Annotated in this window: 24 protein-coding genes; 12 read left to right on the top strand and 12 right to left on the bottom strand. The window is 63.3% G+C overall.

Annotation, left to right across the window (positions count from 1 at the left end; all coding sequences use genetic code 11):
* Positions 1-39 precede the first annotated feature (39 nt).
* Positions 40-2094 (bottom strand): helix-hairpin-helix domain-containing protein, encoded by a 2055-nt coding sequence (locus GRS80_RS17235; RefSeq protein ID WP_160048632.1) that lies wholly within the window; start codon positions 2092-2094, stop codon positions 40-42.
* A 78-nt stretch (positions 2095-2172) separates the two neighbouring features.
* Between GRS80_RS17235 and GRS80_RS17240 the strand changes: the two genes are divergently transcribed.
* The 3 genes from GRS80_RS17240 to GRS80_RS17250 all read left to right on the top strand — a co-directional run bounded on the left by GRS80_RS17240 (position 2173) and on the right by GRS80_RS17250 (position 4980).
* A complete protein-coding gene (locus tag GRS80_RS17240; protein WP_343161629.1) occupies positions 2173-3792 on the top strand; it encodes a SagB/ThcOx family dehydrogenase in 1620 nt (539 codons plus the stop codon).
* Between the two features lie 87 nt (positions 3793-3879).
* Complete coding sequence (locus tag GRS80_RS17245) at positions 3880-4299, top strand: hypothetical protein (RefSeq protein ID WP_160048634.1); 420 nt, start codon at positions 3880-3882, stop codon at positions 4297-4299.
* 456 nt (positions 4300-4755) lie between these two features.
* Positions 4756-4980: a hypothetical protein gene (locus GRS80_RS17250; protein WP_160048635.1), complete on the top strand. Its 225-nt coding sequence runs from the start codon at positions 4756-4758 to the stop codon at positions 4978-4980.
* A 68-nt stretch (positions 4981-5048) separates the two neighbouring features.
* Here GRS80_RS17250 and GRS80_RS20985 read toward each other — a convergent pair whose 3' ends face one another.
* Positions 5049-5183 carry a hypothetical protein gene (locus GRS80_RS20985; protein ID WP_255455300.1) on the bottom strand — a complete coding sequence of 45 codons (135 nt, stop codon included), beginning with the start codon at positions 5181-5183 and terminating at the stop codon, positions 5049-5051.
* A gap of 49 nt (positions 5184-5232) precedes the next feature.
* Here GRS80_RS20985 and GRS80_RS17255 point away from each other — a divergent pair, with 49 nt between their 5' ends.
* A complete protein-coding gene (locus tag GRS80_RS17255) occupies positions 5233-5904 on the top strand; it encodes a type 1 glutamine amidotransferase (RefSeq protein ID WP_160048636.1) in 672 nt (223 codons plus the stop codon).
* Positions 5905-5934: 30 nt separating this feature from the next.
* Here the strand turns inward: GRS80_RS17255 and cmk are convergent, their stop codons facing one another.
* The 4 genes from cmk to GRS80_RS17275 all read right to left on the bottom strand — a co-directional run bounded on the left by cmk (position 5935) and on the right by GRS80_RS17275 (position 10165).
* Positions 5935-6513, bottom strand: coding sequence for a (d)CMP kinase (cmk, locus tag GRS80_RS17260; RefSeq protein WP_160048637.1), 579 nt, complete (start codon positions 6511-6513; stop codon positions 5935-5937).
* Positions 6514-6600: 87 nt separating this feature from the next.
* Positions 6601-7380, bottom strand: a complete 780-nt coding sequence (locus tag GRS80_RS17265; RefSeq protein ID WP_160048638.1) for an MOSC N-terminal beta barrel domain-containing protein — start codon at positions 7378-7380, stop codon at positions 6601-6603.
* A gap of 137 nt (positions 7381-7517) precedes the next feature.
* On the bottom strand, positions 7518-9005 hold the full coding sequence (locus tag GRS80_RS17270) for a geranylgeranyl reductase family protein (RefSeq protein ID WP_160048639.1): 1488 nt from the start codon (positions 9003-9005) through the stop codon (positions 7518-7520).
* A 170-nt stretch (positions 9006-9175) separates the two neighbouring features.
* Positions 9176-10165 (bottom strand): aldo/keto reductase, encoded by a 990-nt coding sequence (locus GRS80_RS17275; RefSeq protein WP_160048640.1) that lies wholly within the window; start codon positions 10163-10165, stop codon positions 9176-9178.
* A 331-nt stretch (positions 10166-10496) separates the two neighbouring features.
* Here GRS80_RS17275 and GRS80_RS17280 point away from each other — a divergent pair, with 331 nt between their 5' ends.
* Entirely contained in the window at positions 10497-10823 is a 327-nt protein-coding gene (locus tag GRS80_RS17280) for a hypothetical protein (protein WP_160048641.1), read from the top strand.
* Positions 10824-10976: 153 nt separating this feature from the next.
* Here the strand turns inward: GRS80_RS17280 and GRS80_RS17285 are convergent, their stop codons facing one another.
* A complete protein-coding gene (locus GRS80_RS17285; protein WP_160048642.1) occupies positions 10977-11813 on the bottom strand; it encodes an ABC transporter permease in 837 nt (278 codons plus the stop codon).
* Between the two features lie 423 nt (positions 11814-12236).
* The gene (locus tag GRS80_RS17290; RefSeq protein ID WP_160048643.1) at positions 12237-12806 is read right to left on the bottom strand and encodes a DUF6789 family protein; all 570 of its coding nucleotides are present in this window, start codon (positions 12804-12806) and stop codon (positions 12237-12239) included.
* A 195-nt stretch (positions 12807-13001) separates the two neighbouring features.
* On the opposite strand from GRS80_RS17290, the gene GRS80_RS17295 reads away from it, so the two are divergent.
* Positions 13002-13970, top strand: coding sequence for a Gfo/Idh/MocA family oxidoreductase (locus GRS80_RS17295; protein ID WP_160048644.1), 969 nt, complete (start codon positions 13002-13004; stop codon positions 13968-13970).
* A gap of 278 nt (positions 13971-14248) precedes the next feature.
* On the top strand, positions 14249-14605 hold the full coding sequence (locus GRS80_RS17300; protein WP_160048645.1) for a hypothetical protein: 357 nt from the start codon (positions 14249-14251) through the stop codon (positions 14603-14605).
* A gap of 56 nt (positions 14606-14661) precedes the next feature.
* Here GRS80_RS17300 and GRS80_RS17305 read toward each other — a convergent pair whose 3' ends face one another.
* Positions 14662-15678, bottom strand: a complete 1017-nt coding sequence (locus tag GRS80_RS17305; protein ID WP_160048646.1) for a twin-arginine translocase subunit TatC — start codon at positions 15676-15678, stop codon at positions 14662-14664.
* A 149-nt stretch (positions 15679-15827) separates the two neighbouring features.
* Here GRS80_RS17305 and GRS80_RS17310 point away from each other — a divergent pair, with 149 nt between their 5' ends.
* Both GRS80_RS17310 and GRS80_RS17315 read left to right on the top strand, forming a co-directional pair.
* A complete protein-coding gene (locus GRS80_RS17310; protein ID WP_160048647.1) occupies positions 15828-18167 on the top strand; it encodes a twin-arginine translocase subunit TatC in 2340 nt (779 codons plus the stop codon).
* Between the two features lie 73 nt (positions 18168-18240).
* Positions 18241-18417 (top strand): ribbon-helix-helix protein, CopG family, encoded by a 177-nt coding sequence (locus GRS80_RS17315; protein WP_160048648.1) that lies wholly within the window; start codon positions 18241-18243, stop codon positions 18415-18417.
* A gap of 26 nt (positions 18418-18443) precedes the next feature.
* On the opposite strand, the gene GRS80_RS17320 is transcribed toward GRS80_RS17315, so the two are convergent.
* Entirely contained in the window at positions 18444-19277 is an 834-nt protein-coding gene (locus tag GRS80_RS17320) for a 23S rRNA (uridine(2552)-2'-O)-methyltransferase (protein ID WP_160048649.1), read from the bottom strand.
* Between the two features lie 224 nt (positions 19278-19501).
* Here GRS80_RS17320 and GRS80_RS17325 point away from each other — a divergent pair, with 224 nt between their 5' ends.
* Complete coding sequence (locus tag GRS80_RS17325) at positions 19502-20377, top strand: transcription initiation factor IIB family protein (RefSeq protein WP_160048650.1); 876 nt, start codon at positions 19502-19504, stop codon at positions 20375-20377.
* A 278-nt stretch (positions 20378-20655) separates the two neighbouring features.
* Entirely contained in the window at positions 20656-21045 is a 390-nt protein-coding gene (gene fer / locus GRS80_RS17330) for a ferredoxin Fer (protein ID WP_160048651.1), read from the top strand.
* 117 nt (positions 21046-21162) lie between these two features.
* Here fer and GRS80_RS17335 read toward each other — a convergent pair whose 3' ends face one another.
* Entirely contained in the window at positions 21163-22407 is a 1245-nt protein-coding gene (locus GRS80_RS17335) for an inorganic phosphate transporter (protein ID WP_343161630.1), read from the bottom strand.
* Between the two features lie 621 nt (positions 22408-23028).
* On the opposite strand from GRS80_RS17335, the gene GRS80_RS17340 reads away from it, so the two are divergent.
* Positions 23029-23724 carry a hypothetical protein gene (locus GRS80_RS17340; RefSeq protein ID WP_160048652.1) on the top strand — a complete coding sequence of 232 codons (696 nt, stop codon included), beginning with the start codon at positions 23029-23031 and terminating at the stop codon, positions 23722-23724.
* Between the two features lie 21 nt (positions 23725-23745).
* Here GRS80_RS17340 and GRS80_RS17345 read toward each other — a convergent pair whose 3' ends face one another.
* Complete coding sequence (locus GRS80_RS17345; RefSeq protein ID WP_160048653.1) at positions 23746-24174, bottom strand: universal stress protein; 429 nt, start codon at positions 24172-24174, stop codon at positions 23746-23748.
* Positions 24175-24189 lie beyond the last annotated feature (15 nt).

Here is a 24189-nt window from a genome sequence, read left to right on the forward strand (position 1 = left end):
AACTATCTCACAGCCACTTCCGTTCGAGTCGACGGCAACTCACTCGAACTTCTCGAGCAGCCGGTCGTAGAACTGCGGTGGCGACTCACCGGGAATCTCGCCGCCGTTGGCCGCGACGGACTCGCCGGCTTCGGTCGCCAACTTCTCGACGATCAACTCGGGCGTCGACCGGGCGAGGTGGTCTTTGACCGGCGAGCGATTCACCTCGAGTTCGCCGTCGACCAGCCCGACCGCTTCGATGCCGTCGACGGCTACGTCGAAGCCGGCCATCTCGCGGATCTCGCCCGCGAGGTGGGAGACGAACACCGCCGTCGCGCCGTTCTCCGCCAGGGCCTCGAGGATACCAGCGATGATCTTTGCCGACGCGCCGGGTTCGGTGATGCTCTCGAGTTCGTCGACGAGGACGAGCGAGCCCGCGCCGCGTTCGGCGAGCGTGGCGAACTCCCTGACCGTCGACTCGAACGCGCCGGCATCGAGCGTCCCCTGGGTCTTCGCGTGGTAGTGCAGCGCGTCGAACCGGCGCAACCGCACCCGGTCGGCCGGAACGGGGAGACCCATGTGCGCGAGGACGACGACGCTCGCGACCAGATCCAGCGTCGAGGTCTTCCCGCCGCTGTTGACCCCCGACAGTAGGGTGACCCCCGAGACGTCGTAGTCGACGGGATCGATCGCCGACCGCGGCTCGTCGAGCAACGGGGATCGACCGCCCTCGATCTCGAATCCAGCGTGGGGAGGGGCCGTATCCGATTCGTCGTCTCGGTCCCAGCCGAACGCCGGCATCGTACAGCCGAAGTCGTCGGCGAAGCGCGCGACCGCGAGTTCGACGTCGAGTTCGAGTGCGTCCCGGACGAGTCGACGCACGGCCCCGCGCTGGTCGGCGAGGTCGGCCGCGAGGTCGCGTTTGAGCCGACCCGCCCGGCGTTCTTTCGCTGCGGTCAGCTCCTCGCGCAGCCGGGAGAGCGGTTCGTCCTCCCGTTCGACCGGAAACGTCGGCTCGTCGCCGAAGATCCGGCGGGCGATCTCGGCTTCGCCCTGATCGAGCGAGAGCGCCTCGATCAGGTGCTCGCGAGCCGCCTCGACGGCTGCCGCGTACTCGTCAGCCAGCTCCCGCGAGAGCAGCGAGTCGATGCCCGCGCCGCGTTCGACCAGCGAGAGCAGGTCCGAGCCCTCGATCGTCACGTCCTCCTCGCGGATCGCCTCGCGCAGGTGGTCGTTTGCGACGCTCTCGGCCGTGCTGACCGCCGCGTCGAGGTCGTCAACCGCCGTCGCGAGCCGGTCGAGTTCGTCGTCGCCCGCAACCGTACCGTCCGCCTCGAGCCGAGAGAGGGCGTCCTCGAGCGCGGCCAGATCGCAGTCGGTCTCGAGGTTCGCGGCGCGGTGGACGGCGACGGCCGCCGCGATCGGGTCGTGGTTTCGCGCGAAAAAGGCCAGCGGACGCTCTGGGACGATCTCGGCGGGGTTCTCGAGGGCGTCGGGTCTCACCCGGACGTCGCCCTCGACGGTGACGCCGGCGAACGACTCGTCGATGGCGATCACCGTCGAGTACCCCCGGGCGAGTTCGGCCAGCCCCTGGGCGTCCTCGACGACCTCCACGGAGAGTTCCGGAATCGCCTCGCGGGCCTCGCTGTACCGTTCGGCGTCGGTCGTCGCCAGACACCGCTCGCGGACGCGGACGTCGCCCGGCTTCTCGAGCGGTTCGACGCCACGGAGCGCCTCGAGGATCGCGTCGTCGGGGTCGCGCTCGAGCGCCTCGCGGGCGAACTCGCGGACCTCCTCGATTCGCGATCGGCGCGAACTCGGGTAGAACGTCTCGAGGCGCTGGGCGGCGTAGTCGGTGACCGTCCGCTCGGCGAACAACCCGAGCAGATCGCGGTAGATCTCGCGGGCGCGATCAGTCGCGAGAAACCCGCCTGGATCGTCGTGTTCCCGACGAATCGCGCCGCGGGCGATCCTGGCCGCTCGTCCCTGGGGGATTCCCGGCGCGCTCGCGATCGTCGCCACGTCGCCGGTCCGCAGCGCCCGCTCGGGGTCGTCGAGTTCGGCCAGCGCACGGGCCGTCTTCTCGCCGACGCCCGGAATCGACTCGAGGTCCATCTTCTCAGGCAGCGTATCAAACCGAGACGAGAAAAAGCTCCCGCCCCGCTTTTGCCGCTCGAAGTAGTACCGGAAAACGTGTCAACCAACGCACTCGAGTACCACGAACGGACGAAACACTCGCCGAAGAGCGTCCGGTCGGGCGGTCGCGGACTGAACTTCGAGAACAAGCCCACGCCCTACAAGGAGTACGTCGATCGGCCGTCGGTCGCGATGGCCGATCGAATTCGTCCGCCCCAACAGCCGGCGCTCTCGGCGATCGCTGAGCCGACCTCCGACGGCCGCCTCGAGAGTGCCGGGGCGAGCCGGGACGGAACCGAACCCACGAAACCCGACCTCGAGGCGCTCACGACCCTCTATTACTACGCCGCGGGTATCACGAAGACGATCGAGCGCGGCGGCCGCCCGATCCCGTTTCGGGCTGCGGCGACGACGGGAGCGCTCTACCACGTCGACCTCTATGCGGTCTGTACCGACCTCGAGGGGCTCGCGGCCGGCGTCTACCACTTCGATCCTCGGACGCTGTCGCTCGACGTGGTACGCGAGGGCGAGTACCGGGACGTCCTCGCGAGGGCGACGAATCACGAGGGCGTCGCGGACGCCCCGCTGTCGATCGTCGCCACGTCGACGTGGTGGCGAAACGCCTGGAAGTACGGGGATCGAACCTTTCGCCACGCGTTCTGGGACTCGGGAACGACGCTCGCAAATCTGCTTTCCGTCGCCCACGCCCTCGAGTACCGCGCCGAGATCGTTACCGGCTTCGCCGACGAGCCGGTCGCCGACCTGATCGGCGTCGATCCGGCCCGCGAAGCGCCCCTCGAGATCGTCCCGATCGATGCCGGCGATGGCCTCTCCTCGAGCGACGGCGCTCACGGCGTCGATCCGATCGACCCCGAGACCGCCCCGCTCTCGCCGAACGAACGGGAGTTCCCGCTGATCTACGACGCCTGGGCGGCCGGAACGGTCGCAGACGGTGATGACGCCAAATCGTGGCGGTCCGGCCGATCTGCAGATGAAACGGCACCCGTCGGCACGCGAGAACCCGGCGACGGGGAACGGGTTCCGCTCGAGCCGGTCGGCCACGAGACGGCCTCGAGTCGCCCGCTCCACCGGACGATCCGGCGTCGCGGTTCGTGCCGGGAGTACGACCGCGAGCCGATCAGTTTCCGGAAACTGTCGACCGTGCTCGATCGCGCCGTCCGCGGCGTTCCGATGGACGTTCCGCGCGGCGGCCCACTCGGGGACAGTGCCGACGGCGACGGCACGGACGGCGGCAAACCGTCGCTCTCGTTCGTCGACCCCTATCTGATCGTCAACGGCGTCTCCGGACTCGAGTCCGGCAGCTATCGCTACCATCCCGAAGCGGGTGAACTCGAGTTGCTCCAGGAGGGAGAGTTCCGGCGGGAGGCGAGTCACCTCGCGCTCGACCAACGCCTCGGCGGCGACGCGGCCGCCTGCATCTACTTCCTCGCGGATCTCGAGGCGGTCATCGACGCGTTCGGTGACCGGGGGTATCGGGTCGCACAGCTCGAGGCGGCTGTCACGGCGGGTCGGCTCTATCTCGGAACGTACGCCTACCTGGAACTCGGCGGCACCGGCTTGACGTTCTACGACGACGTCGTCGCCGACTTCTTCGCACCCCGGAGCGAGGGACAGACGCCCATGTTTCTCTACACGATCGGGCGGCCAGCCCCATAATTCAGTTACTGAACGACACTTATATTCGGTCAGAAGATATCAGGTTGTATAGGATCTATAGTGAATAAAACCGGTAGCAGTTCCTCGTTGGTCTCGAAATTCGTGCTCTTGGCTATCGAGGTTCTAAGCGTTCTCCCGATCGTGCTCTCTGCTGGTGTTGTCGTATACCTGTCGGCGGACGCTGGAGTTCATCATCTGGACAGGAAGTTTGTTGTCTATGTCATTCTTATTTGGACGGCAATCGGTTCGATCACTATTCTCGTCGTGGGTGGAGTGTCGATGATTCGGCACGTACACGGCGGCTTTACGGTGAGCCAACTCGTCGTCAGGTTGCTGCTCGTATTCATTGGAGGATTCCTGCTCATTGCTCTCGCTGTACAGGGGTACTTCGACCAGAGTACGGTACGGGGCCTGATTTACGCAGGGGGGATTCTGGTTATCGGTTCGTCCATCGGCATCACTGTCCACGTTCTGGTCCAGGCTGTGAGGATGCTCTCAGAATTATGATCGTCGCACCGTCGTTCGACGGATCACCTGCTCATACTGTCGGATACAACGACGTGAAGACGATCGGTCTACTGGGGCCGCCACTACGGGTGATGGCCCCGAATTCACGATCGTCGTCGTACTGACTGCTGTCCAGGAGTATCAGACACTCGTTCGGAGACCGCTCAAGGCATCACGCTGCACCGGTGTACACACCGCACAGCTCACGGGTCACTGCGTTCGCCGTTCCGCGGTTCTCCCTCATGGTTCGAAAATCGAAGATTTTCGTCATCACGAACGACCGCTGGTCGTTCGAACGACTCCGTTCGCTCCGAACCGCGCTCGCTTCGAACCGCGCTTCCATCTGGCGATCAGGTGTGCAATGACGTGGGGTGGCTCCAGCAGCGTCGACAGTCGTCCGCGAGCCCTTGCGCGAGACGGCGGTGGCGTTATCCCGTTGGCTCCGGTAGGACAGGTATGGTACTCAAACGACTACTCGGCTCGAAGGCGACCCGGTCGCTGACCGTCTTCTCGGTGCTCGCGGAGGCGAAACGGGCGTTCGCTCGCGGCCGCCGAACGCGCGGGCTCCTGTTGCTCGGCGTCGCCGTACTCGCCTGGAAGTGGACCGTCGTCGGACTGGTCGCACAGGGGCTGGTAGGCGTGCTCCGTCGGGGTGGCTCGAGCGCCTCGAGTTCGGCGTAGACTCGAGCCAACGGACAACTGACGCACAGATCGAAACCAAAATTCGACACTCGGCCATCGTCGTCCGATCAGCCGCCGTTTTGGCCGCCGAATTCCGCCTCCTCGAACTGCTCGTTCGCCAGTTCGTCGATCACATCATGGCTCTCCGCTTCGTTCTCGCTATTCAGATAACTCGAGTGAGCACCCAGGCTCGCGACCGACACCCAGGACCGCCCGGTAGCGTTTTTCCGCCGGAGACCGTACGACGATCCGATGAGTTCGCCGGCGCTGACCGTCGTCCGCAACGAGGTCGATTCCGACTGCGAGTACCACTGTGACGCCCTCGCGAGCAACGTTTCGGGCGCTCGCGAGGTCGATTACCCCGCGGGCGAGCGGCCGAACCTCAAGGCTGTCGACGGCGTCGTCCTCACCGGAAGCACGGCGGGGGTCTACGAGCGCGACGATCGCCCCTGGATCGACGAACAGGAGGAACTCGTCCGAGAACTCGTCGAACGAGAGATCCCGACGCTGGGCGTCTGTTTCGGCCACCAGATCGTCAATACGGCACTCGGCGGGACCGTCGAACACGTCGGGACAACCTGCCGGCCCGTCGCGGTCGAGTTCGCCGACGACCCGCTGTTCGAGGGTGTCGACCCGGTCGTTCCCGTCGCCCACGGCGATGTCGTGACCGAGCCTGCCGAGGAGATGGCGGTGATCGCCTCGACGGACTACTACCCGGCGTTTGCCACACGTCACCGCGAGGCACCGCTGTGGACCGTCCAGTTCCACCCCGAGTTCACGGCCGACCACCGCGAGCGCCTCGCGTCCGAGTACGATTGGACCGAAGACGAGTACGGGTTCGAGGCGATGAACGCGACGCGCGTCTTCGAGAATTTCGAGCGGATCGTCGCCGAACGGACGGCGACCCCGGAGACGAAACGGTAGCACTCCGTTGGGACGATACTCGCTCGTCGACTACGCCTCCCGATACGTGTGCTCGACCCCACGAACGTCGTCGATCGCCGTCTTCACCGCCCGAAGCGTCGCGTCCTTCGAGAGCGTTCCCGTATCGATCACCAGGTCGTAGACCGAGAGATCGGTAATGTCGATTCCGTAGTACTCTCGATACCGGTCGGCGTCGCTTCGCTCGCGCTCGCGAAGTTCTGCGGGCGTCTCCTCCCGGTCGTCTAGCCTGTCCGCACGAACCTCGAGGGGTGCGTCGAGCCAGACTGAAAGCGTCGCGCGGCCGTCCGCGTGCCAGCCCGCGAGCCGGGATTCGACGACCAGTCCCTCCCCCGCTGGCTCTCGATTCCCCTCGAGGTGGGCGTCGATGGTGGCCTCGAGTCGACGATCCAGTTCGCGGTCGATCGAGGGGTCCGACTCGGCGACGGCGGTGAACTCCGAGGCGGACATGTCGCGCTCGGCGGCGAGTTCTCTGAAGACGTCGCCCCCGTTTATGACCTCGTAGCCGTACGCCATCGAGAGCAGTTCGGAACACGTCGTCGTCCCGGCCGCGGGCGGCCCGGATAGCGTGACCAGTGGCGAGGTACCCATGCTACCAGTACGTGGTCGACGCCGTTATCGTTTCCCTCGGTGACAATCGGTGCCGCGCGGGGGAAGAAAGAACGGCCCGGCTCGCGTTCACTCGTCTTCGATTGTAACCGACTCGTCGACGCGGAGTCGTTTCCCGCGGTCGGTCTCTGGAGTCCGCGCGATGATCATCAGCGTGTAGTAGTGGTCGAAGGCGTCGGCGTCGGCCCACGCCGGAAACGTCTCCCGGCGCTTCTCGACGAATCGCTCCTGAAACGCCTCGATCGGGTCGCCCGTCTCCGGATCGCGGGCGGGAACGACGCAACGACCACAGGGCGTCACACCCTCGAGTCGAACGTCGCCGGCCTCGAGCGCCGGTGCGTCGTCGCCGACGATCCGATCCTCCCAGAACGCCGGCACGTCCGAAATCTCGACGTTCGCGCGGAGCCGTCGCCGTGCGCCGTCGACGGACATCCCGTCGAACCACGAGGCGACCTCGCGGAGGGAGGCGGTGCTGATCACCGACGGTCCCATCTCCCGGCGGTCGACGAAGCCCAGCGAGCGATCGCGCTCGAGCGTCAGGTCCTCGTCGACGTAGTCGCCGAACCAGACTTCAGCCCGCTCGCGGTCGGCGTCCGACTCGAGGTTGAACCGCCGAGTGTCGCCGCCGGGTGCCTCGACGACGAGTTCGCGGGTATCGGGGTCGAAGTCCGTCGAGAGTTCGTGGATTTGCGGTGTTCGCTTGCCGTTGATCACCCCGCCCTCGCCGTCGAACAGGGCGAACTCGCGGTCGTACGAAAGCGTCCCGCCCTCGAGGACGGTCGCCGCCTCGAGGTCGATACCGTCGAGTCCCTTGACCGGATAGACGGTGAGCCGGTCGATTCGTGCCATCGGCTCTGTCTTTCCCATCAACTCACGTATAGCTACTCGTTCGGATGCAGTTCGTCTCGTACGGACTACGATGCGTCGGTCTCGACCGACCGCGCACCGACGGGCGATCGACCGGTACTCAGTCGCCCCAGACCGTATCAGTACTTGTGTTCGCTAGGAGCGAGCTCGAGGGCGTCGTAGAACGCCCGGTCGATTCGGTCGCGATCCGACTGCCACGCGTCGAACGCGGCGCGGTCTGCCGGGTAGGCGTCGTACTGCCGTTCGTACTCGGAGACGTAGCGGCGGGTCGTTCTGACCCCGCGGACGGCGTCGTACAGCTCTCCCGCGCTCACACCGAGTCGGTCCAACGTTCCCTTTCGATACTCCGAGACGAAGTTCTTCAGCACGCCGGTAGCCACGAGCGCCTTGCTCGAGAGGTTATCGACCTCCCTGGCGGTGCCGACGATCTCCCGAAGCTCCGCCTCGGGGAGCAACGCGGTGACGGCCCGGAGGACGCTCACGTCGATCGAACTCGCGGCGACGTTGTAGGCGTCCCACGAGGCGAGTTTCGCCGCCTCTCCGTGCTCGCGGTACAGCCAGCGGTTGTGCTCCCACAGGCCGTCCTCGGAGACGTCGCCGTCCTCGATAGCCTGGACGGCGGCCCGCCCGGCGGAGTAGCCGGAGTAGGCCGCGCCGCGGATGCCTTTGCCCGTGATCGGATGGGTCGTCCCCGCCGCGCCCCCCGCGGCCAGGTAGCCGGGCGCGACCATCGAATCCAGCGGTCGACGGAGCGCGATCGACGATCCGAGTTTGTTCTTCCCGTCGAACTTCTCGGCGACGTCCGCATCCTGAAACTCGGGGCGGTTCTCGACGTCGCGGCGCAGGCGGTCGACGAGCGGAATCGGCTCCTTGTTCATCTGAAACCCCAGGCCGACGTTGATCTGCGTCGGCGTGCGCGGGAAGTACCAGATGTACCCCAGTTCCTCGAGCGGTTTCCCGACGATGGCGTCGTGATACGATACCGGCTCCTCGGTCTCGATGATCTCGCGGTAGGCCGACCCGAAGTGAGTGTAATGGGGCATCTCGAACGTCGAGTCACCGGGCGTATCGAGCCCCTCGAAGTCGACCATATCCTGCAGGATCGACTGTGCGCCCGCGGCGTCGACCACCACGTCACACTCGTAGGTAACCGGCTCGCCCTGTCGAATCGCCTCGACGCCGGTGACCCGACCGTTCTGGAGCACCTCGTTGACAACCGTGTCGTAGTGTTGCTCGACGCCGCAGTCAGCGGCCTGCTCGAGCAGTCGCTGGCCGAACTCGTAGCGGTCGACGACGTTACTGCTCGTCTCGTAGGGCAACACCTTTCGGACGTCGAGTTGTTCGTCCCAGAACTCGATCCGGTCGATGTTGTTGTCGACGAGCACCGACTCGTCGTCGGCGATTGCGTCCATGTCGATCGGCCCCGGATAGTCACTCGGGTTTCTGGGACTTTTGATCGCGTCGCCGCAGGCGATGAATCCGCCTCGTTCACGTGGTTTCCGCTCCAGTTGGACGACGTCGAGTCCTGCGGCCGCTGCGGTTGCCGCCGCGAAACAGCCCGCTATTCCGCCTCCGACGACGACCACGTCGTGTTGGTTGTCCCCCATTGGGTTCCGTCTATGGGTTCGAAAATGGGGAACCTAACTCTTGCTCTTGCGGTGAAGCCGTCGAAGCGATTGCCCGATCGCGTCTGGTCGAGTGGAGCAGATCGCGAGAGTGCGTCGGACGGTCGTCGTCCCCGCTCGACGCGAGAGGAGAATCGGAGTCCCGCCGTATCTCACCAGCGGTGGTGGACGTGCTCGGAGACGAACTCCTCGTAGACGTCCCTGACAGCGCCGTGGACGCGGTTGGAGAGCGGGTCGAGCTCCGACGCCGTCGCGTTGGCCCGGACGTGTTCCGGCGACGTCGTGCCGGGGATAACCGTCGAGACGGCCTCGTGGTCAAGTATCCACCGGAGCGTTAGCTCGGCCATGGTCAGCCTCTCGGGTACGTGGGGCTCGAGCGCCTCGACGGCGTCGTGGCCCGTCTCGTAGGGGACGCCGGCGAACGTCTCGCCGACGTCGAACGCCTCGCCCTCGCGGTTGAAGTTGCGGTGGTCGTCCTCGGGGAACGTCTGGCCGCGCTCGAGGGCACCCGTGAGCAGCCCCGAGGCGTAGGGCACTCGGACGATGACGCCGACGTCTTCCCTGCGAGCGCGCTCGAAGAACAGCTCCTTCGGACGCTGGCGGAACGGGTTGAAGATGATCTGGACGGTGTCGATCACGTCGTACTCGATCGCCTTGAGCGCCTCCTCGACGCGCTCGACGCTCACGCCGGCGTTCGCGATCCGATCCTCCGCGACGAAGCGCTCGAGCGCCTCGAACGTCGAGGGCTGGTAGTAGGCGTCAGTGGGGGGACAGTGCAACTGGAGGAGATCGAGCGTCTCCTGGCTGAGGTACTCGTGGCTTCGGTCGACGAACGGCGAGAGATCGTCGTAGGCGTACCGGTCGGCCTCGTGGGGGTCGAGGCGGCGACCTGCCTTCGTGGCGACGAAGACGTCGCCGGAGACGTCACGCTCCTCGAGAACGTGGGCGATGTGGCGTTCGCTGCGGCCATCGCCGTAGACGTCCGCGGTATCGAGGAAGTCGATGCCGGCGTCGAGAGCAGATCTGACGACCGCTCGCCCGGTCTCGTCGGAGACCTCGCCCCAGGAGCCGCCGATGTTCCACGTGCCGAGGCCGACCTCCGAAACCGTCCGTCCCGTCGAACCGAGTCGTCGGTGGTTCATGGTGGTTCGTTTCAGCGAGACGACCGTATGCCTTGCCCTGGAGGCAACGCGTGGGCCGCACTCACCCTGATACGGATTGCTGTAACTATTTACCGGGGCAACCGCAAGGCGAGGCGCGGTTGCCCCGATAAGGACTTACAGCAGTCAGTATGAATCCAACCCGTCGCCGCCGTTCGTGTAAATCGGAGACCCGTAGTCGCGACGGCGATACTGGAGTGATCGGATGGAACTAGCGAATTAGCGAGTAAAACGGGCTAAAAAGCGGTTTCTGGGAACCGGTCGTCACCTGCAGGCTACACTACTTTGCCACCGTTCCCGGTAAGGACGGTCGATGAGTCACACAGACGATACCGACGAGACCACATCGGTCGAGGTCGGTGCGGTAAACCAGCTGTTTCAGGACGTGACGTTCCCACTGACGACCGAGGAGCTACTGGTGGAGTTTGCGGACGTCGAGATCACCTATCCGCACGAGTCGGACACGTTGCGAACGATTCTCGAGACCTCGGGCCACGAGACCTACGAGAGCCAGAACGAACTCGAGCTGGCCGTTCTCAACGGTGTCAGGCGAGACGCCGTGGGACGACCGCACTACAGTGATCGCGGGGACAGCCCCCACGACACCGACGAGGTCATGCGGACCCAACAGTCGTTCTGAACGCATCCTCGCCGCCTCTCGCAGATCAACGAGACCACGTCACGAAATCCGTTGACGGCCCAAGAGGTGCCCCTCTACTGCCGCGAGCGGATCGAACGGGCGTTCGACGCCCTCGGTGCGGAACCCGATATGCGACCCGATCCGGAATCGGGGTCAGACGATTCCCGTGATGAAGGCGATCCCCATTCCGACGAGGACCACTGCGGTGATCGCCGGTAGGTACAGGGTAAGCCGTTCGATCCGATCGCGGTGGCGTTCATACCCCCCGATCAACAGCAGCGTCGGGACGACGATTGCGACGATGACGGCAATCGAGTAGACGAGCATCAACTCGAGACAGGCCGCCGTTCCGACACAGATCGCCAGAATCTGTACCGGTTCCTCGTGAGCGAACCCGAGCAGGAGCGCCGTCGTTCCGAGCGCCATCAGGCCGCGCTCTGCGTGTTCTTCGCTCAAGTGCTGGTGGCCGCTGCCCGGTAACGCGTGACGAATGCGCGCGAGCAGTCCTGGATCGGCGTGAGCGCCGTGGTGTTCACCGCCGTCGGTGTGGTGAGGATCGTGGGCGTGTTCGCTCACCGTGTGTTCGTCGGCGTGGTGGTGAACGTCGTGTTCGTGGTGACTGTGTTCGTCGCCGTGATCGTGGCTGTGTTCGTCGCCGTGATCGTGGCCACCATCGTGTTCGTGTGCGTGGCCGTGCCCGCCGTTCCGATACTCGTGAATCCCGAGAAGAATCAGGAGCGTACCGGCGACGTATCGAAGCCACGGACCCTCCGCGAAGGCGGCGAATGCGCTGAACCAGAAATACGCGAACACGAGCGCGACGCTGCTGACGAGGTGACCGATTCCGAGGATCAACGCGGCGATCAGCCCGTACAGGAAGCGCCGATCACGGTTGAGCGCGTACGTCGCCGCGATCGGCCAGCCGTGGTCAGGAAGAACGCCGTGGACGAACCCGATGAGAACGACGCCAGCCACGAGCCCCAAATCCATACCGAACTACCCGATTTGGAGCCTCTTACGGGTTGTTATGGGCGGAATATCCCATTCGTAATACGGCTACTAAGAGTTGGTAACTCGAGTGGAGACAGTAACAAGCGTTGGTTCGAAACGGGAAGACGTTGTGAACTCATCGGGAGTATCGGAGACGCTCATACGGTTTCCTGTCAGTCAGTACCGGCACACCCGCGACCCGGGTGGTGGGTTCGCCGGGACATCCGGACAGGAATGCGTATCAGAGAGACGGAACACGGGAGCGAACGACGTGAACGAGTCGAGGACCACGAAACACTCGGTTGGCGACGATACAGCGTATCATAGGGATTATCGTAGGAGTTCATCGTTTCCCAGTGAAGAACCGAAAGACAGTGCCGAAAGAGAGGATTCGAAACCGGTGGTTGGCTACGATAATCCCTATCAGTTCCCGTCGCCGTACTCGTACTCCTTCTCGGGATCTCGGACCCCCTCGGTTCGCGAACCGACCCACGCCCCGAGGGCAAGCCCGTAGACGAGGTGACCGGCGTGAAACAACGCGAGTTCGTCGCCCTCGAGTCGGATATCGAGGAGCTCTTTCAACATAACCTGGGAACCGAACGCGGAGAGCGCCATTCCGTAAACCGACCCCCAGACCAATCCGCGTTGTTCGGCTTCGATCGAGCGTTCGGCGTCCAGAAGCGCGAAAAGGCCGCCGAAGAGGGCACCCGCCTGCACGCCGTAAAGGACGTGTAAGGCGAGTCCGGCGATCGGGTGCTCCTCAGGATCGCCACCGGAAACGTACTGCGCCCAGAAGTTCGCCGACGGCGGCAGGGACCGCATGATCGGCAGCCGGAACGCGGTCATGATGAGTGTCGCGACGAACCCGGCTTGCAGCCCGCGGACGGTCGCTCGAGCGGCGTGTTCGGCGCGCGATTCGGCCTCGATACTCGGAGGAGGGTCGTCGGCTCCGCGGGACGACCGCAGTCGTTGGAATCGATCGGATACGGACATCGTGGTCTCGAAGGACGACCTACTACGGAGTCGGACTTAACCGTCGGGGATGACGATTACGGCACGACCGGGTCAATCCGACGGACAGCCAAGGTGATTCGACGGACGGACGCCTGCGGCCGTCGGAACGGGCCACGACCGTGGCAACCTGACGGGAGACGGGGAGTATTTACTACGAGTCGTGTAACACCCACTATGAATTTCGGACTGCTCAGTACGGCAGGGATCGCCCGGAAGTCCTTCCTGCCGGCGATCGAGGCGACCGACCACGGGGTGACGGCGGTTGCCTCCCGCGACGGCAATCGGGCACGATCGTTCGCCGAGAAGCACTCGATCGACGCACACTACGACGAATACGAGGCGGTGTTCGACGCCGACATTGACGCGGTCTACGTCCCGCTTCCGAACGCACACCACGCTCGATGGGCGAAGCGGGCGGCCGAAGCCGGCGTCGACGTCCTCTGTGAGAAACCGCTGGCCGCCGCCGCCGCCGAAGCCCGCGAGGTCGTCGACTACTGTGCCGAGCGCGACGTAACGCTGATGGAGGGATTCATGTACCGCTACCATCCTCGAACCGAGCGCGCGATCGAACTCGCCGACGAGGAACTCGAGGACGTCTGTTCGGCGACGGCGGCGTTCAAGTTCCCGCTGTTCGGTGCCCCCGACGACATTCGCCTCTCGTCCGAACTGGCCGGCGGCAGTTTGATGGACGTCGGCTGTTATGCCGTCTCGGCGGTCCGGCAGTTCCTCGGCGAACCGGACCGGGCGTACGCGTTTACGGCCGACTCGAAAGACGCGGGCGTCGACACCGAACTCGCGGGAGTCCTCGAGTACGAAAGCGATGCGTCCGCACGCGTCGCCTGCGGATTCGACACACAGACGGTCCAGCGCTACCGCGTCGAGGGGGCGAACGGCTGGATCGAGGCCAGAGACGCGTTCAACCCCTCGAGTCAGCCGGTCGAACTCGAGTACCGAATCGACGGTCGCCACGGCGTCGAGACGTTCGATCCCGTCGATCAGTACCGACTCGAGATCGAGGAGTTCGTCGCGAGCGTCGAGGCGGGCCGCCAGCCCCGAACCGGCGGGGCGGAGGCGATCGCAAACATGGCGGTTATCGATGCGCTGTCCGAGAGCGCCGAGAGCGATCGACCGGTCGAGGTCTAATCGACGGGCCCGGCTGTCCGGTTGGCAGCAAGCGGCTACTGTCGGATAACGCATCTGTTGGCATCCGTTCCGGCGGCTACCCACGACGGGGCCACCCTCTCCGAACTCGAGTGATATCTCTTCGATCGGTCGGAACGACGAAGTTCGCTCGTACGCCCGTCCAGAATATAACCTTATTAGAGACGAAAAACCTTCCACTGATGATATTCCTGAGTTATCAGTCGGGAATATTGCACAATACGATATGAACGTGACTATTGGAAAGATATACCCCATCGATGGACGCCGACGTGCCGCCCGAGTGGGACACCGAAGCGTGTCGGGCGTACACCCCCGCCGACACGGATCGAGAACTTCAGTATCGAACGTATCGTCACGTCTCGGGTGATCTCCGTCTGAAAGTCGCTCCAGCTTCTCTCAATGGTGACGACCACCCAGGATACACGCTGACGGCGACGTGTTACCCCGGCCTCGATTTCGCCGAGACGCTCCAGGTCAGAACCGTCCTCACCTTCGATCGGTGTGAACACATCACTCGCACGTTTATGGACCTCTTTGCCGCACGCTACGACGGCCCAGGGTCGCTCGAGGACGCCGTCGACTACGCCTACGAGCGGACACGAGATCACCGGTGACGTGGTTGGAGATCGCGTGTGACAGCAGTCCGTATCAGACGTATTCAATCCGAGGCCTACTCCCGACCGACCCACTTCAGAATCAGCAACGTCCCCTCGAACAGACAGATCATCGTGATCGCGACGAGAATCGGTGCCATCCCGGTCGGATCGAACGCGAACATAAACGAGAGACCGAGAAAGCCCGCCCAGAAGTACAGTCGCTTGTCGGCGAGCCACCGTCGAGTCGTGACGCCCATCATGATCGCGAGCATAATGAACAACGGGATCTGGAAGACGACCGCAAGCAAGCCGGTGAGCGTGATGATCATGTCGAACGTCTCGCCGAGTGCGTACGCGATACCCGCACTCCCCTCAGCGTAGAACGTAAAGTACTGGAAGAGAATCGGCAAGACGAGTACGTACGAAAACAGCATGCCGACGCCGGCGAGAACGACACTCGTCGGTACCGCCGCGAGGTAGTACTTGCGCTCGTTGGGGTACAATCCGGGACGCATGAACAGATAGCACTGATAGACGAACACCGGGAGCCCGATCAGGATACCCAGTAGCGCCGAGAGCTTGATCCGGGTCAGCCACAGCTCGAGCGGGTGATAGACGTGTGGTGGCGGCACCTGGTCGATCTCGTACGGGAAGACGTTGAGCCAGATGTACTCGATCGCCTGCGAGGCAAACAGCAGACCGATCGCCGTTCCAGCGGAGGCAAACAACAAGACGACGGCGAACCGAAGCACCATCTCCTCGATGTGATCCGCCAACGGCATCTCCTGGTCGTCCGGCGGCGTCGAGATTCCGCCAACGTCGTTGTCCGGGTCTGGAAACTCCGGATCGCCCGGCTCCGGTTCGTGACCGCCGCCGACGACGCCCTCTCCGTCGGTCTCGAGTGGAGGGTCCTCGTCCGCCGCGTCGTCCGTGGTCGTCGGTTCGGTATCCGCCGGCTCGTCCGCCGCGTCGTCCACTTCGATCGGCTCGTCCGCATTTGCATCGGTTTCCGAACGCGGCGGCTCGTCGGGGGTTTCGCGTGACTCCGCGGGAGTCTCCAACTCCCCCTCCTCCGGCGGCTCCTCCGACATCTATCGAGATATAGATAGGCCGCCAGTTATAGGCCTTTTTCTTACGAGCACTGAGAGAGAGTGACAAGGGAAGGGCGGTTCGTTCGCCCGAACAGTCGTATCCTACTCGAAAGGTTGATAACCGGATGTCAGTTACCCAGAGACAGGAAATGAGTTCTGCCGTCGGTGAGGATACCATCCAGACCGTCGCGGCGGGTCGGGAAACCCTCGGTGCGCTGCTCTCGAGCGTGCAGACACATCTGCAGAAGGTGTTCATCGTCTTCGTGATCGGCTTCATGGGCTCGTTCTACGCTCTGCGAATCTGGATCTGGGACTTCCTCGAGGCGACGGCAAAAGCCGAGATGCAGCCGTACGTCGCCGATTCCACAGACCTCATCACGCGAACCCCGTTCGAGGTCATCCTGTTACAGGCCAAAATCGGCATCTTTGTCGGGATTCTCGTCGCGATTCCCGCCCTGCTGTATCTCTCCAGAAACGCGTTGCGACGACGCGGGTACGACAGTGTCGTTCCCATCTCGAAGCTGTATCTGGCGGGGTTCGCGACGAGTGCGATCGTCCTGTTCTGTGCCGGCGTCGTCTACGCCTACGGGATCTTCTTTCCGTATGCCTTCGACTTCCTGGCGTCGAACGCCGTCCACGCGGGCGTCAAACCTAGCTTCGGCATCACGGAGTTCACCGAGTTCATCGCCCTGTTGACGCTGTCGTTCGGGCTCGCCGCCCAGCTTCCGTTGCTCATGGGCGTGCTTTCGTACACCGAAATCGTCCCCTACGAGACGTTCCGGGACAAGTGGCGCCACGCAGTCGTCGGCGTCACCGTCTTCGGCGCGCTGTTTTCCCCGCCGGATCCGTTTACGCTCATCATGTGGGCGATGCCGATGGTCGCGCTGTACATCTTCAGCCTCGGTCTCGCCAAGGTCGTCACGAACGTGCGTCGACGCGGCGCCGCCGAAACCGACGGCAACGGCGCCGAGCACATCAAGTGGCTCGTCCTGCGGTTCGCTGCCATCCTGACTGTCGTCGCCGTCGCCACCGCATCGGTCGTCAATCAGGGCGGCTTCCAGTATATGGAAGAGTCGGTCTACCCCCACTTCCCGGCGATCGTCCGGCCGGACAACGGCGGCAGCCTCGAGGCGATCGCCCTCGAGTACGGCCTACTCGGTGACGCCGCGGTTGGGGTCGCCATCGCCGCTGGCGTCGGCCTCCTCATCTTGCTCGGCTACACGGTCCGCGTGTTGCAGGCACCGGTGTATCCCCGCGAGGACGACATCCGGCAAGCGGACGACCCCGACGACGTCGACTTCGAGACGCTCGCAGCCGACGACGTCGAGGACGTTCCCGCGCCAGTCTTCCTCGCGATGGACGAAGAGGAGGCCCTCGAGTACTCCCGGGAAGCGATGTACGACGACGACCGGGAGAAGGCGAAGGCGATCTTGAACCGGTTCGACACGCTCCAGGAGGAGGCCGCCGAGGCGGAGGCTGCCGGAGACGGCGACTCGGACGTCGGCGATGCGAGTTCCGGTGGACCGGCCTCGAGCGCCCAGGCCGACGACGAGGACGACAGTGTCTTTGCGAGCACCGCCGCTGGGATGCTCGATCCGTTCACCGAAGAGGAGACGACCGAAGACGACATCGGCGGCTACGCTTACGACATCGCGTTCGTCTTCAACAGCCTGACCTCGAAGATGTTCCGTATCGTCGGCCTGTTCATGATCGTCATGGGCGGGACGTTCTTCTGGCTCTACAGCGGCGGACTCGGGCGGGTCCTCGAGACGTTCCTGGCCCGCGTTCCGGACGAAGTCCTTCGGGAGGTCGCGCTCCGAAACGGCGTCGACCCCGTCGGGCTGACGTTCCAGGAACTCGTCATGCAGATGGACATCGTCATCGCGCTCCACCCGGTCGAGGTCCTCATCTTCGAGGTGAAGGTGAGCGTGCTGGCGGCGATCGTCGCCGTCTTGCCGTTAGTGTTGTACTACGCGTGGCCGGCGCTGAAAGAGCGCGGGCTGGTCTACGGCGACCGGCGCATCTTCGTCGTCTGGGGCGGCTCGTTGCTCGGGGGCTTCGCCTTCGGCACCTACCTCGGGTTCTTCTGGATCGCACCCGCGGTCATCTCGTATCTCGTCTCCGACGCGATCACCAACGGGATGGTCGTCTCCTACCGAATCAGTAGCTTCTTCTGGCTCGTCATCTTCACGACCGTCGGCATCGGCTTCCTCTTTAACATCATCGTCACGATGGCGCTCTTTCACGTCGGCGGCATCGTCAACTACCGCTCGATGCTCGCCCACTGGCGGCCAGTCGTCGTCGGCGTCTTCATCGTCGCCGCCGTCGCCAGTCCGAAGGGGATCCTCACGATGTTGTTGTTCGCCATCCCCATCGCGCTGACGTACGTGCTCGGACTCGCCGTCCTCTACGTGCTCACCGCCGGCGGGCGACTGTTCGGCGGTAGCGGCGGCGGCCCGACACTCGACGAAGGACTGCTCGGCCGGTAACTCACGGCGCGTCGCACGACACCGCCGTCCTCGAGACGGGGCGAATTAAGCCCTTCGCGTTCGAACCCCCGCTATGCCAAAGATCAGCGTTGAGATTCCACAGGAATTACTCGACGACCTCGACGACCACGTCGGCGACGACGGCAAGTACGTCAACAGAAGCGACGCGATCCGTGCCTCGATCCGCAAGAACCTCGATATCTTAGACGAGATCGACGCGCGTCACAACCGCCTCGAGACGGAGGAGTAGCCGACGACCGAAAACCGCCGGATCCGCTACTCCCGGTCGACTCGCTGGGCGAACCCGAAGTTCGGCTTGATGTCCTCGACGCGGACCGTGACGGTTTCGCCCGCCTCGGTCGCCGGAACGAACAGCCGATACCCCTCGACGGAGGCGATACCGTCGCCCTCGTTTCCGACGTCGACGATCTCGACCTCGAGTTCGTCTCCTTCCGCGAGAGGGGCGGTGATCCGCCCCTTTCCGATGAGGTAGATCTCGGAGGACTCCTTTCGCGAGGCGTCCGGACTGGTCGCGCGCACGTATTTGAACTCCTCCTCGAGATCCTCCCGGAACGCGTCGACGTCCGGCCCGTCGAAGACCTTCACGACGAAGTCGCCCCCGGAGTCGAGCAACTCGAGTGCCGTCTCGAACGCCTGGCGCGCGAGGTGGAGCGACCGGGCCTGGTCGAGGGAGTACTCGCCGGAGACGTTGGGTGCCATGTCCGAGACGACGGCGTCGACCGGACCGCCGTCTCGAGCGGCCGACTCCTCGTCGGTATCCGAACCGGCCGTCCCGCCTGCGGCCTCGACGACGCGCTCTCTGGTCCGTTCCTGGGTCATGTCGCCGCGGATCGTCTCGACGCGGGCGGCGAGGTCCTCGTCCTCGAGGTCTTTGATCCGCTGGAGGTCGACGCCGATCACGCTCCCTTGGGGGCCGACCTTCTCGGCCGCCACCTGAAGCCACCCGCCCGGCGCGGCCCCGAGGTCGACGACGGTGTCGCCGCCGGAGATCACGTTCTCGAGGTCGTCTAACTGTTTGAGCTTGTAGGCCGCCCGACTGCGATAGCCCTGCTGTTTCGCCTTGTTGTAGAACTCATCACGGCCCGTCATACGTCTCTCACCAAACTCCGTGATCTGTTTCGCGCGGAAACTACCGGTGAATCTGCGGTCATACGGGGACGGACGCCGTCGAAGCGGAAATGGACATCGGATGGCGTCGCTAAGCCAACGATTAGCATGCCAGGTAGGTTAATTCTGTAGGCCGACTGTTTAAATACAATAGTGGAATCAGTACCAGTCGAAGGTAATTACCAATCGTGCAGACCGATTCGTTTATGACCTGTCCGGAATGCGATGGTCGATTGCGGAAACGAGGCACCGAAACCGTCTGTGAGAAGTGCGGTCTTGTCTCCGAGGAGGATGCAATCGATCGGGGTCCCGAGTGGCGATCGTTCGACGACGACGACACTGACCGACGACGGACCGGCGCACCGCTGACCAGATCGAGACACGATCGAGGACTGTCGACAGAGATCGGATACGCCTCGGGCTCGGATTCCTACAGTTCCCGACTGACCGGGCGAAAACGACGACAGATAGCCCGCCTCCGGCGTGAACACAATCGCGCACGGGTCTCCTCGAAAGTCGAACGAAACCAGATCTACGGGTTCGCCGAGATCAGACGTGTTCACGCACTGCTCTCGCTTCCGGATACCGTTCGCGAGGAGTCGTGTTCCCTGTTCAACTCAGCCCAATCCGAGGGACTACTCCAGGGACGATCACTCGAGGGATTTTCCGCAGCCTCGATTTATGCGACCTGTCGAATGTGTTCGATCCCCCGAACCATCGACGAAATCGTCGACGTTGCCCGTGCAGACGAGAACGAACTCAAGGCGGCATACAACGCGTTGAATCGGGAGTTAGGACTCCCGACAGGGCCGATCGATCCCAGCCAGTATCTACCGAGATACGCCTCGAAACTCGATCTCGAGACGAGTGTCGAACGGCGGGCCCGTGAACACGTTCGGACGCTGCTCGAGGAAGGGTCGATCGGTGGACGTAATCCGAGCGGCGTTGCAGCGGCCTGTCTCTACAAAGCTGCAGGGGGTGAAAACGACCCGTCATCGATCACTCAGGCTGACGTCGCCGACGTCGCTGGCGTTGCTCCGGTGACGATTCGGTCGACCGCTGCGGAGCTCGAGGAGCGCTAACCGCGCTTCGAGCGGATATCCCGTACGAATCGACCGTCCCCCCGCGGAAACGTCGGCGATCGATCGAACGGCTGCATAGTGACTGAGACGCTATCGGATAATTTTGAAATACTACTGCTCTCGTACGAATACCCCCACTAATTCACCAATATATCCCGAGAGCACTGGTCGACCGGTACCGATACGCCAAATAACTACTACTGATGAGAAAGTATACTCAAAAACGATTGAAGACTGAACAGCAAGCTATACCAGTACGGGACGTGAATCCTCGGGTGATGCCCACGGTAGAATACCTCAACTACGAAGTAGTGGACGACAACGGCTGGGATATTTACGACGACAACATCTTCGAGGAGGCCGCCGAACAGGGTCTCGACGACGAGGACTACGGAACGCTCGAGGTTAACGAAGGCGAGTACATCCTCGAGGCCGCCGAGGCGCAGGGCTACGACTGGCCCTTCTCGTGCCGTGCCGGTGCCTGTGCGAACTGTGCGGCCATCATCGTCGATGGGGAGATCAACATGGACATGCAGCAGATCCTCTCCGACGAGGAAGTCGAGGAGAAAAACGTCGTCCTGACCTGTATCGGGTCGGCCGAGACCGACGAGGTCAAGATCGTTTACAACGCAAAACACCTCGACTACCTGCAGAACCGCGTTATTTAAGCGTACTGTGGCCACCAGGCCACTGCAACCATTTCTGTCGACATCATCCGTGAGTGATAACTCGACGACCGCAGTGAGACGTCGGTCTCGAGTCAGGGAGAGGAGATCGCGTCCGAATTAGAATCCGAAGATCGGAACGAACCGGAACGTAAGAAACGCCCCGACGGTCGAGATGATCGGGACGACGTTTTGCATGAGGATGACACGGGCAGTCGTCGACGGATCGAACAGGTCCGAGGCGCTCGGAATATCCTCGGGGTCTTCCTCGCCGATCTCGGGGGGGATTTCGCCCTCTTCCTCGGCGGTGAGTGCACCGACCGAAACGGGAGTTTCTTCGCCTCGAGCGGCGTCGGAGATCGTCGTCGTCCGCGTCGCCCGGCCCCAGCCGAGTCCGATGATGCTCATCGTGGCAATGACAACGAAGCTGGCGGGAATGCCGATGGTCGAGAGGCTGATGACGATGCCCGAACTGACGACAGCGACGACAATCGCCGCCGTCAGCGGCAGATTGGTGATGTCGTTGCCGAGGGTATCGAGGGTTCGCCGGGCGATCGTGAAACAGCCGATCGCGACGGCGGCCGAGCCGATCAGGACGAGGAGGATCATGTCGATGGAGACGCCGGCGACGGCGTCGACCGAAATGACGTTGCCCAGTCCTAGGAGGCCGACCATGTCGACGTCGGCACCGTAGATCGGTGCGATCGCGTTCGCGATATTGCTCGTCCCCGAGGAAAAGCCCATCAGACAGCCGATGGCGACGACGATGAACGCGCCGGTGATCTCGCGTCGATCGGCTCCGTCGCCGAATTGCAGTCTGGGTACGACGCCCGAGCGATCCACGGTAATCATCTCGTGGCCGTCACGGCTGGCTTCGATCGCGATCCACTCGTTGATCTGTGGATAGAAGTACCGGCCGACGACCCCGGCGACCCAGAAGCCGATGATCGGGGCGACGACCCACCAGATCACGATCTGTCCGAGCACTCCGAAGTCGAGTTCGCCGGTTGCAAGCCCCAGTGCGGCGATCGCACCGACTGCCGTCATCGACGTTGAGGCGGGGACGCCGGCGTAGTTGCCGAGAAACAACGCGCCGCCGATGAAAAAGAGGACGGCGACGTTCGACCGCAGGGTAAAGATCGCGGTGTCGTTGACGAGGTCTCGGCCGAGCGTGTCGACGACAGCCGGTCCGATCGTGATCGCACCGACGAAGAAAAAGACGGACATCAACGCCGCCGCCATCAGTTTCGTGATGACGTTGGCTCCGACGGCAGGTCCGAACGCTGGCCCTGTGGTGGCACCACCGATATTGTAACCAACGAAGGCCGCAACGAGCAATCCCACGATAAGCAGTACTTCTGTCACAGCCGATAACCACGCGATCCAACGGTAAAAACGCGCCTATCTGCGAGTGATGGGGACTGCTGTGCCGGTCGGGCCGCGACCCAGGCACCGGTCCCGCCGGAGCTGATACGGATTGCTGTAACGGTGTACCGCCGCACCCTGGACCCGTTCTGCCGGTGCGGCGGTACTGACAGACAGCAGACCGTATGAACGGACCGCCGGAGAGTGTCGGTGTGCGTCCGGGCCAATCGTGACGTCTACAGATGAGCAAAGACGAGTTCCTCGGGGATCGTCCGGAAATCGGAAATTTCCGTGACTGAGCGAAGCTCCGCGATGTCCGCGAGACCACCGATCTCGCTTGATGACGAGAGACGAAGTCTCTCGACCCACTTGACCCCGAGGCAATTCACCAGACAGGGCTGAATTACGCGTGGGCCCGTTGCTTTCCTCCCGCTATGTCTCGAGTGTCATACCAAACGATTTCAACTGGACTCCCGTACGGACCAGTAGCATGTACTCCAATCGGGAACGCAGGTTACGAACGGATGGAGAACGGATCGAACCGGTCCATCACCAGGTTCGAAATGGTCGTATCGGTCGGCGTCAAGAACGCATCTCGAGCCGAATAGGTGACGAACGACGATGTTAAATCCGGTTCGCGTCGACGCAGCGGTCGACCTTGCTTACGGAGCGTTGATCGCCATCTCGATCGTCCTGATCGTGACGCTCGATACGAACGTCGGTATCGCGTTTGGGGTCGGCGTGTTTGCGTCGTACGTCGTCCACGTCGTCTGGAAGATGGCTCGGTTCGATCCGGACTGGATGACACAGACAGTCGAGGAGACGGTCGGTGAAACGGTCGAGAAGCAAGTCAGCGACGTTCAGTCGCAAGTCGAGGAGACGGTCGGTGAAACGGTCGAGAAGCAAGTCAGCGACGTTCAGTCACAGGTCGAGGAGACGGTCAGCGAGACAGTCGAGAAGCAGGTCAGCGACGTTCAATCGCAGGTCGAGGAGACGGTCGGTGAAACGGTCGAGGAGACAGTTAGTGAAACGGTCGAGGAGACGGTCGGTGAAACGGTCGAGGAGACAGTCAGTGAAACGGTCGAGGAGACGGTCGGTGAAACGGTCGAGGAGACGGTCGGTGAAACGGTCGAGGAGACAGTTAGTGAAACGGTCGAGGAGACAGTCAGTGAAACGGTCGAGGAGACGGTCGGTGAAACGGTCAAAAAGCAGGTCGACGAAGTCCAAGCGAAGGTCGACGCCGTCGACGAGCGCGTCGACCGCCGTCCTCGAGAGGACGAAGTCGAGGAAATGGTCGAGGGAGAGTCAGAAACGTAACGCCCGGTCGGGAACGACGAGTTAGCGGACGATCGTCACCGGAATCGGCGCGCGTTTCGATACCGTCTCGGCGACGTTTCCGACGAGAAATCGACGCGTCGATCGACCCCGGTCAGACCCGTGAGCACCGATTACAACCGTGTCGTAGTCGTCCGCACGGTCGATGACGTTCCGAGCGGGATGACCGATACCGACGATCGTTTCGATCTCGCGGTCCCGATCGTCGGCGATCTCGAGTGCGCGGTCGAAGACGGGTTCGGCGCGTTCGGCAGCGGCCTCGCTAATGTCCTCTTCGAGCGTGAGCCCTACGGCATCGCCCATCATCATCGATGGGACGCCGACGACGTGGAGGACGGTGACGTCGGCATCGGGGTGGTTCTCGAGTGCGTACTCGAGGGCGCGACCGGCGTGCTCGGAGTCGTCCATCGGGACAAGAACGTTCGAGAGCATGGCTCGTGATAGGAT

It is taken from the genome of Natrialba sp. INN-245 (genome assembly GCF_009807105.1).
GTDB classification, from domain to species: Archaea; Halobacteriota; Halobacteria; order Halobacteriales; family Natrialbaceae; genus Natrarchaeobius; species Natrarchaeobius swarupiae.

Bases quoted from the DNA above. Each gene is read 5' to 3' on its own strand.
- GRS80_RS17315 (WP_160048648.1), top strand. From the start codon at position 18,241: ATGCCAAAGATCAGCGTTGAGATTCCACAGGAATTACTCGACGACCTC.
- GRS80_RS17235 (WP_160048632.1), bottom strand. From the start codon at position 2,094: ATGGACCTCGAGTCGATTCCGGGCGTCGGCGAGAAGACGGCCCGTGCG.
- GRS80_RS17250 (WP_160048635.1), top strand. From the start codon at position 4,756: ATGGTACTCAAACGACTACTCGGCTCGAAGGCGACCCGGTCGCTGACC.
- fer (WP_160048651.1), top strand. From the start codon at position 20,656: ATGCCCACGGTAGAATACCTCAACTACGAAGTAGTGGACGACAACGGC.
- GRS80_RS17275 (WP_160048640.1), bottom strand. From the start codon at position 10,165: ATGAACCACCGACGACTCGGTTCGACGGGACGGACGGTTTCGGAGGTC.
- GRS80_RS17345 (WP_160048653.1), bottom strand. From the start codon at position 24,174: ATGCTCTCGAACGTTCTTGTCCCGATGGACGACTCCGAGCACGCCGGT.
- cmk (WP_160048637.1), bottom strand. From the start codon at position 6,513: ATGGGTACCTCGCCACTGGTCACGCTATCCGGGCCGCCCGCGGCCGGG.
- GRS80_RS17285 (WP_160048642.1), bottom strand. From the start codon at position 11,813: ATGGATTTGGGGCTCGTGGCTGGCGTCGTTCTCATCGGGTTCGTCCAC.
- GRS80_RS17290 (WP_160048643.1), bottom strand. From the start codon at position 12,806: ATGTCCGTATCCGATCGATTCCAACGACTGCGGTCGTCCCGCGGAGCC.
- GRS80_RS17265 (WP_160048638.1), bottom strand. From the start codon at position 7,380: ATGGCACGAATCGACCGGCTCACCGTCTATCCGGTCAAGGGACTCGAC.
- GRS80_RS17295 (WP_160048644.1), top strand. From the start codon at position 13,002: ATGAATTTCGGACTGCTCAGTACGGCAGGGATCGCCCGGAAGTCCTTC.
- GRS80_RS17340 (WP_160048652.1), top strand. From the start codon at position 23,029: ATGTTAAATCCGGTTCGCGTCGACGCAGCGGTCGACCTTGCTTACGGA.
- GRS80_RS17255 (WP_160048636.1), top strand. From the start codon at position 5,233: ATGAGTTCGCCGGCGCTGACCGTCGTCCGCAACGAGGTCGATTCCGAC.
- GRS80_RS17325 (WP_160048650.1), top strand. From the start codon at position 19,502: ATGACCTGTCCGGAATGCGATGGTCGATTGCGGAAACGAGGCACCGAA.
- GRS80_RS17280 (WP_160048641.1), top strand. From the start codon at position 10,497: ATGAGTCACACAGACGATACCGACGAGACCACATCGGTCGAGGTCGGT.
- GRS80_RS17305 (WP_160048646.1), bottom strand. From the start codon at position 15,678: ATGTCGGAGGAGCCGCCGGAGGAGGGGGAGTTGGAGACTCCCGCGGAG.
- GRS80_RS17310 (WP_160048647.1), top strand. From the start codon at position 15,828: ATGAGTTCTGCCGTCGGTGAGGATACCATCCAGACCGTCGCGGCGGGT.
- GRS80_RS17320 (WP_160048649.1), bottom strand. From the start codon at position 19,277: ATGACGGGCCGTGATGAGTTCTACAACAAGGCGAAACAGCAGGGCTAT.
- GRS80_RS17300 (WP_160048645.1), top strand. From the start codon at position 14,249: ATGGACGCCGACGTGCCGCCCGAGTGGGACACCGAAGCGTGTCGGGCG.
- GRS80_RS17270 (WP_160048639.1), bottom strand. From the start codon at position 9,005: ATGGGGGACAACCAACACGACGTGGTCGTCGTCGGAGGCGGAATAGCG.